At 61.8% G+C, this 7,504-nt stretch carries 7 protein-coding genes and 1 pseudogene; 3 read left to right on the top strand and 5 right to left on the bottom strand.

Features of this window, described 5'->3' with window-relative positions:
* Nucleotides 1-1,492 (top strand): primosomal protein N' (priA, locus tag P792_RS25910; protein WP_023978236.1); only part of this gene is annotated, 1,492 nt, incomplete at its 5' end.
* A gap of 225 nt (nucleotides 1,493-1,717) precedes the next feature.
* Here priA and P792_RS25905 read toward each other — a convergent pair.
* The 3 genes from P792_RS25905 to ykgO all read right to left on the bottom strand — a co-directional run bounded on the left by P792_RS25905 (nucleotide 1,718) and on the right by ykgO (nucleotide 2,988).
* Entirely contained in the window at nucleotides 1,718-1,972 is a 255-nt protein-coding gene (locus P792_RS25905; protein ID WP_146926680.1) for a hypothetical protein, read from the bottom strand.
* Between the two features lie 70 nt (nucleotides 1,973-2,042).
* Nucleotides 2,043-2,591, bottom strand: coding sequence for a tetratricopeptide repeat protein (locus P792_RS25900; RefSeq protein WP_023978234.1), 549 nt, complete (start codon nucleotides 2,589-2,591; stop codon nucleotides 2,043-2,045).
* A 271-nt stretch (nucleotides 2,592-2,862) separates the two neighbouring features.
* The gene (ykgO, locus tag P792_RS25895; protein WP_023978233.1) at nucleotides 2,863-2,988 is read right to left on the bottom strand and encodes a type B 50S ribosomal protein L36; all 126 of its coding nucleotides are present in this window, start codon (nucleotides 2,986-2,988) and stop codon (nucleotides 2,863-2,865) included.
* A 167-nt stretch (nucleotides 2,989-3,155) separates the two neighbouring features.
* Between ykgO and P792_RS0118455 the strand changes: the two genes are divergently transcribed.
* Nucleotides 3,156-3,548 carry a hypothetical protein gene (locus tag P792_RS0118455; protein ID WP_031240422.1) on the top strand — a complete coding sequence of 131 codons (393 nt, stop codon included), beginning with the start codon at nucleotides 3,156-3,158 and terminating at the stop codon, nucleotides 3,546-3,548.
* Between the two features lie 40 nt (nucleotides 3,549-3,588).
* On the opposite strand, the gene P792_RS25890 is transcribed toward P792_RS0118455, so the two are convergent.
* A complete protein-coding gene (locus P792_RS25890) occupies nucleotides 3,589-5,718 on the bottom strand; it encodes a S9 family peptidase (RefSeq protein ID WP_023978231.1) in 2,130 nt (709 codons plus the stop codon).
* Between the two features lie 237 nt (nucleotides 5,719-5,955).
* On the opposite strand from P792_RS25890, the gene P792_RS25885 reads away from it, so the two are divergent.
* Entirely contained in the window at nucleotides 5,956-6,486 is a 531-nt protein-coding gene (locus P792_RS25885) for a hypothetical protein (RefSeq protein WP_023978230.1), read from the top strand.
* A gap of 222 nt (nucleotides 6,487-6,708) precedes the next feature.
* On the opposite strand, the pseudogene P792_RS25880 reads toward P792_RS25885, so the two are convergent.
* Nucleotides 6,709-7,504 (bottom strand): annotated as a pseudogene (locus P792_RS25880) (glucan biosynthesis glucosyltransferase H); the annotation flags it as partial.

The raw sequence follows: 7,504 nt of genomic DNA, 5'->3' as shown, positions 1-7,504 counted from the left end.
CTATTTCGAGGCCATTGCCGCCTGCCTTGCGGACAGCCGGCAATGTCTCGTGCTTCTGCCCGAAATTGCGCTTTCCACGCAGTGGACAGATCGCTTTGCCAGACGCTTTGGTGTGCAGCCTGCGCTCTGGCATTCCGAACTGGGCGGCAAGAAACGTCGCGAGACATGGCATGCCATTGCCAAAGGTCAGGCCCCGGTTGTGGTGGGCGCACGATCGGCCCTGTTTCTGCCCTTCCCCGATCTTGGTCTGATCGTGGTGGATGAGGAGCATGAGACAGCCTTCAAGCAGGAAGAGGGAGTAACCTATCACGGGCGCGATATGGCCATTGTCCGGGCGCGCCTGTCAGATGTGCCGGCCATTCTTGTTTCTGCCACGCCCAGCCTTGAGACGCTCACCAATGTGGAGCACGGGCGCTACCAGCACGTGGTGCTGCATAGCCGCCACGGCAACGCCACGTTGCCCGATGTGCGCCTTGTCGATATGCGCCGGGCGCCGCCCGAGCGCGGCCAGTTTCTGTCGCCTGCCCTGACAGACGCCATCAGCGCGACCTTTGCGCATGAGGAACAGGCCATGCTGTTCCTCAACCGTCGTGGCTATGCGCCCCTCACCCTGTGCCGTGCCTGCGGTCATCGTATGGAGTGCCCCAATTGCTCGGCCTGGCTGGTCGAGCATCGGGCCCGGCAGATCCTGACCTGCCATCATTGCGGGCATCATGAGCCCCTGCCCGATACCTGCCCGTCCTGCGCTGCCGAATCCAGCCTCGTGGCCGTCGGGCCGGGTATCGAGCGCGTGCATGAGGAAGCGCGGCTGCATTTTCCCGATGCGCGTATTCTGGTCATGGCCTCCGATACGCTGGGCTCGCCCTCAGCGACGGCCGACGCAGTCAGGCGCATCAGCGATCGCGAGATCGACCTTGTGATCGGTACCCAGATTGTTGCCAAGGGCTGGCATTTCCCTGACCTCACTCTTGTGGGTGTGGTTGATGCCGATCTCGGTCTTGGCGGTGGCGACCTGCGTGCCGCCGAGCGCACGGTCCAGCTTCTGCATCAGGTGGCGGGTCGCGCTGGTCGTGCGGAAAAGCCCGGGACGGTTCTGCTTCAGAGCTATCTGGGGGACCATCCCGTTATGAAGGCGCTCGTCTCGAATGATTATCTGGCGTTCATGGAGCAGGAATCGGCGCAGCGAAAGCCCGGTTTCTGGCCTCCCTACGGGCGTCTGGCTGCGGTCATAGTCAGTGCGGATTCAGCCGAGGCCGCCGATAAGGTTGCCAATCTGCTGGGCGCACGTGCCCCGGAAGGCGCCGGTATCCAGGTGCTTGGCCCTGCACCGGCCCCTCTCGCTATTCTTCGGGGTCGCCATCGGCGTCGCCTCCTGCTGCGTACCCGACGCAATGTGGCGGTTCAGCCCATCCTGCGGGCATGGCTCGACGGCGTGAAACTGACGAGCCATGAGCGCATCGATATCGATATCGACCCGATTTCGTTTCTCTAGAAAGGAAGCGTTTCGCCGGACTTATTGGCATTGGGGCGCTGCCCCGAACCCCGCCAAAGGACAATTGTCCTTTGGAAACCTGCTTACTTCGAAGCGGGGGTTGAAGGGGTGTGCCCCTTCACGGGTGCAGGGCAGCGCCCTGCTGGGGCCGGGCACCCCCTGTATCGCCCTCGCCCGGTGAAGAGCCTTGTCATCCCCGGGCGAGGGCAAGGAAGGGAGTAAAAATCAGGCGGACTTGTCTTCGCGCTTGGGCTTGATGGCCTTGACGACGAAGGTCACGATAGCGATCACGGCGAGAAGGTGCTGCAGATGGGGACGCAGCTTCTTGGGGCCGAACATGCTGAGAAAGGTCAGGCCACCCAGGATGGCTTCCTTGGTCTGCGGCTTGGCCGAGCCGCACATCTTGCTGATGCAGCAGCCCTTTTTCTGGGCCTCGGGGGCCGTCAGTTCGGTAACCTGAGCCTTGTTCTTCTTGAACATGATGTTCTCCTTTGACTTCGACATCTCATCAAACTGCATAATCAAGGCAGAGTTGAGATCGTGACGCGCTTTAAATGGCGCGTCCATCCAGTTGGGCCTGCAGCGCCTTCACACGTTTGGCACCGCCGCTGGCCAGCGGATCGACCACGAGAAGCTGTCGGGCCGCCTGCAGGGCCGCCTTGAGATCGTGGCGTTCCTCCTCGACCTGCGAAAGCAACTGCCATGAAAGCGGGTCGTCAGGGTCTTTCTGCAAGGCAACGCCCAGATCGCTGATCGCCCCTTCGAAATCGCCCGCCGCATAGCGCACCCGCGCCCGGCCGCGCCGGATGAATGGCTTGTCAGGCTGAAGCACAAGGGCGTTGTCGAGTGCCGCCTCGGCCTTGCGATAATCATGGGCCTTGAGGCTCGAATCCGCATTTTCCAGCAACAGGCGCGTGCTGGCAGAGAGGTTCTTCTGGCGCAGCGTCTCGGCGCGTCGTTCCAGAGCGCGGGCTTCTGCGGGCGTATGCGCCATACGCAGGGCCTTGTTCGTCTCCTGAAGGGGGTCAGGCTTTGGCGCGTTGGGGGGCTTGGCACCGGGAGAAGGCTTGGCAGAATTCGGCTTGCCGCTATCTCGCATCGCGGGGGGCGTGCCTACAGACCCGTTTGGCTCTTTGTCTGCGCCGCTCGTGCTCGTCTTGTCAGGGATTGCCGGAGATGTGGCAGCCCTGTGCAGGCCGGGTTTGTGGCCGGGCGCTGGGTGGCCGTCAGGCGATCCCCTGGCCGGGGAGAGGGCCAGAACGACAAAAGCCGTGCTGCCCAAGAGCAGACACGGCCTGACGACGGCCCCGCGAAGGGCCGTGTAACGCATTAAAACGGGGCGAAAGCTCCGTTTCGGCATCAGCAGGGAATTAGCCCTGGCGAGCCTTCATGCGCGGGTTCTTCTTGTTGATGACATAGACGCGGCCACGACGGCGAACGACGCGGCAGTCCTTGTCGCGGAGCTTGGCAGATTTGAGGCTGTTACGAATCTTCATGATAATTTGCTTCCCGGGCCATGCAAGACGAACGGGCGTCGCGCCCGCGAGAGGTGGTCGGAATACTCATGGCTCCGGTCAGAGTCAACTCCCGACTGAGCCTCAACCCCATGAAACCCTTTATTTTGGGCGTTTTCAAAGGATGAAAACCCAATTATCTTGATTCCATGAAGAAAGCTCTGCCTGTTCTAGCCGCCCTCATGTTGGGTCTGCCCCTCTCGGCGCAGGCTGCGCCCAAGCCCAAGAACGATCCTGCCTCCGTGCTCAACCGGATTCTGGCCGTTCTCCAGACCGACCCGGACTCGGCCAGCGACAGCTGTGTGGAGGCGCTCAAGGAGCTGCACAAGACGCAGAAGATCGTGGCGAACCAGGACTCGGACAGCAACAACCAGGATGCGGCTGTAGCGCGCGATGTGCTCGAATCCGATTTTGAGGAGACGATCGAGGTTTGCGGCACGGATGCCCGGACGTTGTGCCGCACCAAGGGTGAGGCCGATCCCAAGCTCCCGGCCATGTGTGCCGCCATAAGGCCACGCCCCCAGGCCGATAGCGACGACTGATTATGGTTCCGGCCCCGTATGAAGGGGGCCGGGTTCCGGATCAGGGAGTCTGATCCGGCAGCGGGCGACGGGCCATGGCCCAGAGTGCGAAGCCATAGACATAGGCCACTTCTTCCAGCCGTTTGAACCGACCCGATGAGCCCCCGTGCCCGGCATCCATGTTGATACGGCACAGGAAGGGCCCGCCTGTGGCAACTTCGCGGAGTTTCGCGATCCATTTGGCCGGTTCCCAATAGGTCACACGCGGGTCTGACAACCCTCCCATCGCCAGAACCGGGGGATAGGCCACGGGTCGGATATTGTCATAGGGCGAATAGCTGGCAATCAGATCATACGCGTCACGGTCTTCCAGCGGGTTCCCCCATTCGGGCCATTCCGGCGGGGTAAGGGGGAGGGTGTCATCTGACATCGTGTTCAGCACATCGACAAACGGTACCTGGGCGGCAACGCCGGCGAACAGCTCCGGGGCAAGATTGGCGACCGCCCCCATGAGCAACCCGCCCGCAGAACCGCCATGCGCCACGATACGCCCGGCCTGTCCGTAGCCCTGCCCGACCAGATGACGGGCGCAGGCCACGAAATCGGTAAAGCTGTTGGGTTTGTGTTTGCCGCGACCCTCAAGAAACCAGTTCCAGCCCTTTTCCGAGCCGCCACGGATATGCGCAACGGCATAGACCCAGCCGCGATCGACTAGGCTGAACACCGAAGTGCTGAACCCGGATTCCATCGAGATACCGTAAGACCCGTACCCGTAGAGCAGGAGGGGAGCTGTTCCGTCGCATGGGGTGTCCCGACGCTTGAGAACGGTGACGGGTACCTCTGCGCCATCAGAGGCGATGGCGAACAGGCGATGGGTCTCGTAAAGGGACGGATCATGACCGGAGGGGATTTCACGAATTTTCTTCAGGCTTTGCTCGCCTGTGCGCATATCGAGATCGTACCAGTGCGCGGGCGTGGTCGGTGATTCGTAGATATAGCGCAGGATGCTGTCGTCATATTCGAGAAAGCCCAGCAGGGTGAGGTCGAAAGCGGGCTCCTTCATGCCGATCGTGCGGACCCGCGTTCGGATAGCGCCGTGATCGGTGTCGTTCCCGGCGCGGTCCCCCGCAGCGCTCTCTGACACGACATGAATCTCGATATTGCCGTTTACCCGTTCCGCCCAGGCGAGATAGTCCCGGCACGCTGCAGCACCCAGCAGGAAGCGCCCCGGCTCATGCGCGAGGAAAGGCGTCCAGTTCTCTCTCGATGGCGACTGGTCCGGCGCCTGCATGAACTGGAAATCGACTGCCCCTTCCGCATTGGTGAGAATGATGAAGCGGTCATTCCAGTGCGTGAGGGTATAACGCTCGCCCCGCTTGAGGGGTGAGGCGATGCGGGGTGCCTGTGTCGGGTCGCTGGCAGGGATCAGCAGCGTCTCGTTCGTGTCATGATCGCCACGTTCGATCAGAATCCATTGGCGTGACGCTGTGACCGACAGACTCAGGAAAAAGCCTGAATCGGGCTCATCGAACACAAGAACATCTTCGCCGCCCGCCAGCGGACGACGATAGACGCGCGAGGGCCGTCCGTGGTCATCACGGTAGATCCAGAACAGCCAGGCACTGTCGGGCGAGATCACGAAGCTGCCTGCGGCACTCTCGACAGGAGGGGCAAAGGCATCACCGGTGGTCGTATCGATGCTGTGCAGGCGATAGACCTCTGACCCCTGCGTATCGGCGGCATAGACGAAGACCCGGTGGTCATCGGAATGACGGACGCCAGCCAGGGCGAAATAGGCGTGGCTTTTGGCTAGTGCCTCGACATCGAGCAGGACCTGATCCTCACCGCCGGACCGGGGGCGGCGCAGATAGACCGGATGCTGTGCATCCTTGGCGAAGCGGGAAAAATAGAGCCATGTCCCATCGGGCCAGGGAACGGAATCTTCTGCCGGAGGAATACGGCCGATCATTTCCTGAAGCAGCGCGGCGCGTTCTGGTGCCACATCGGCCAGGCAGTGCTCGGTGTAGCTGTTTTCCTCGCGCAGGGCCTCGGCGATATCCGTGCGAAGCAGGGACGGATCGCGCAGGACTTTCTGCCAGTTCTCGTCCTTCATCCAGGCGTAGTCATCCTGCCTGACCCGTTCGAGCTGGGTAATGGTGTGCGGTACGCGCCGTGGCGAGGGAGGAATCATGGCAGGGCCTCAGTCTGGAAAAACAAAACCTGTACCAGAGTGCGGCAGAATGGGGCGCACCTCAACGTCCCCATGATGGAGCGCCGAAGTTTCGATAGGGGAATAAACCACTTGGCGCCTCACATGTTAGGAAAGCACACGTCCTTCATCCCGATATACTTTCGGGAAAGCGCGTTTTAACAGGCTCCGCTTGCAAGAGACGGGTCTGAAAAAGAGCAGAAAAAAAGGATCGCTTTCATGTTGTCTCGTCTTTGTCTCGGTCTGACCGCGGTTGCTGGCCTTACTTTCGCTGGCGCCTCTGCGCATGCGCAGCAGGCTCCCGTGCCGTCCGTCGCACCAGGAACGCAGTCCACCGTGATGCCTGCCGGGTCCATTCCTGTTCATCGTGATGGCGCTCCGGATGCAGCCAGTCACGTCATGCAGGCCGTTGGTGGCAGCGGCGTGAGCAACACGGTAGCGACCGCCAGCACGCCGGGCGTTCTCGATAATTATGGTCTGCCCTCGCTCGATGCGGCCAAGGCGGGCAATCTCGCTGGCCTCGCCAGCTATTGTGTGCGTAACCACTTGGTGCACGGCAACACGCTCCGCGTTGTAGGCCGCAAGCTGGCCAAGCGTCCCGATGTGCAGAACGACCAGTACTACTCGCTGGGTGGTCAGGGCCTGCTGCAGAGCAACACCAACGTTCCCTTTGATGTTTCCACCCTCGATCTGAGCCATCGCACGCAGCTTTGCGCCCAGGTCCGTCAGCGCGGGCAGGATTTCAAGTAAGCGCCTGCCACGATCGAACGACAAAAGGGGTCAGCCGCAAGGCTGGCCTTTTTTTGTGGTCTGCCGTTATGGAGCGCTACCCGAGACCATGCCTGAAGGCAGGGATCTTCCGGGACTTTGGCAAATGTGGTGCGGGGATTGGAGGGGTTCATCCCTTCATGGGTGCGGGGCAGGGCCCCGTGGGAATAACACCGGAACAGGCATTATTCCCATCAACCGTGTTCAGGCAGGAAGGCCGAGAATAAGGTCCAGACCTTCGGCGCTGCACAGGACAGAGGCTTTCTCCTGCCGGGACAATGTCGCAAGAGCACTGTCCACGGAAGCCGCTTCACGCAGTTTCAGCAGACCGACCAGCAGATTGGCGTCGATAGCGGCACCGGGTTGGCGGGCGACCGGCAGGGCGCGACGATGCTCGGCAGCGAGGGCCGGATTGCTGCGCAGGGCAGCGAAGGCCTCGGCCGGGGGGCGATCCGGCATGGCTTCGGCCTGGGTGCGACGCAGATCGTTCTCGGCGGCAAGCTTCAGGATGGGCGGCAGATTGGTCTCTTCGGGGATGAGCAGGAGCCCCCAGCTTCTGAGCCACAGACCGACATCACGGCTTGCCGTCATGGCGGCCAGAGGAATGGCCAGCGCCAGACCAATCAGAACCGGCGTCATCCACAGGAAGAGCGAGAACGAGACCGACCAGGCCGCAGCGGCCATGACCAGACCATAGGCGGTATAGATCCAGTAGCCATGCGCCACTTCCTTGAGGGAAACGCGCCCGTCATCGCGGTTCTGGGCATTCCAGCCGGAGTCGCGGCCGCGCAGTATCGAAATGACGCCTGAGGTATGGATCAGCATCGCAATCGGCGCGATGAGACCGCCGATGAGCGTTTCCAGCAGGATGGAGGCTACCAGGCGGACAAAGCCACCGCAGCTGCGCAGCATGGCCCGATCAAACAGGGCGGCGATCAGCGCGAGCGCCTTGGGGGCGAGCAGAACGGCCATCGTGCCGATAAATACGTATTTGGCCTGT

The organism is Asaia sp. SF2.1, assembly GCF_000505765.1.
Taxonomy (GTDB): domain Bacteria; phylum Pseudomonadota; class Alphaproteobacteria; order Acetobacterales; family Acetobacteraceae; genus Asaia; species Asaia bogorensis.
Note: the sequence above shows the minus strand (reverse complement) of the source record. Positions and strands in the feature narration are given on the sequence as shown.

Coding starts and splice junctions, on each gene's coding strand:
- P792_RS0118455 (WP_031240422.1), top strand. CDS start 3,156: ATGAAGAAAGCTCTGCCTGTTCTAGCCGCCCTCATGTTGGGTCTGCCC.
- P792_RS25900 (WP_023978234.1), bottom strand. CDS start 2,591: ATGCGAGATAGCGGCAAGCCGAATTCTGCCAAGCCTTCTCCCGGTGCC.
- P792_RS25905 (WP_146926680.1), bottom strand. CDS start 1,972: ATGTTCAAGAAGAACAAGGCTCAGGTTACCGAACTGACGGCCCCCGAG.
- ykgO (WP_023978233.1), bottom strand. CDS start 2,988: ATGAAGATTCGTAACAGCCTCAAATCTGCCAAGCTCCGCGACAAGGAC.
- P792_RS25890 (WP_023978231.1), bottom strand. CDS start 5,718: ATGATTCCTCCCTCGCCACGGCGCGTACCGCACACCATTACCCAGCTC.
- P792_RS25885 (WP_023978230.1), top strand. CDS start 5,956: ATGTTGTCTCGTCTTTGTCTCGGTCTGACCGCGGTTGCTGGCCTTACT.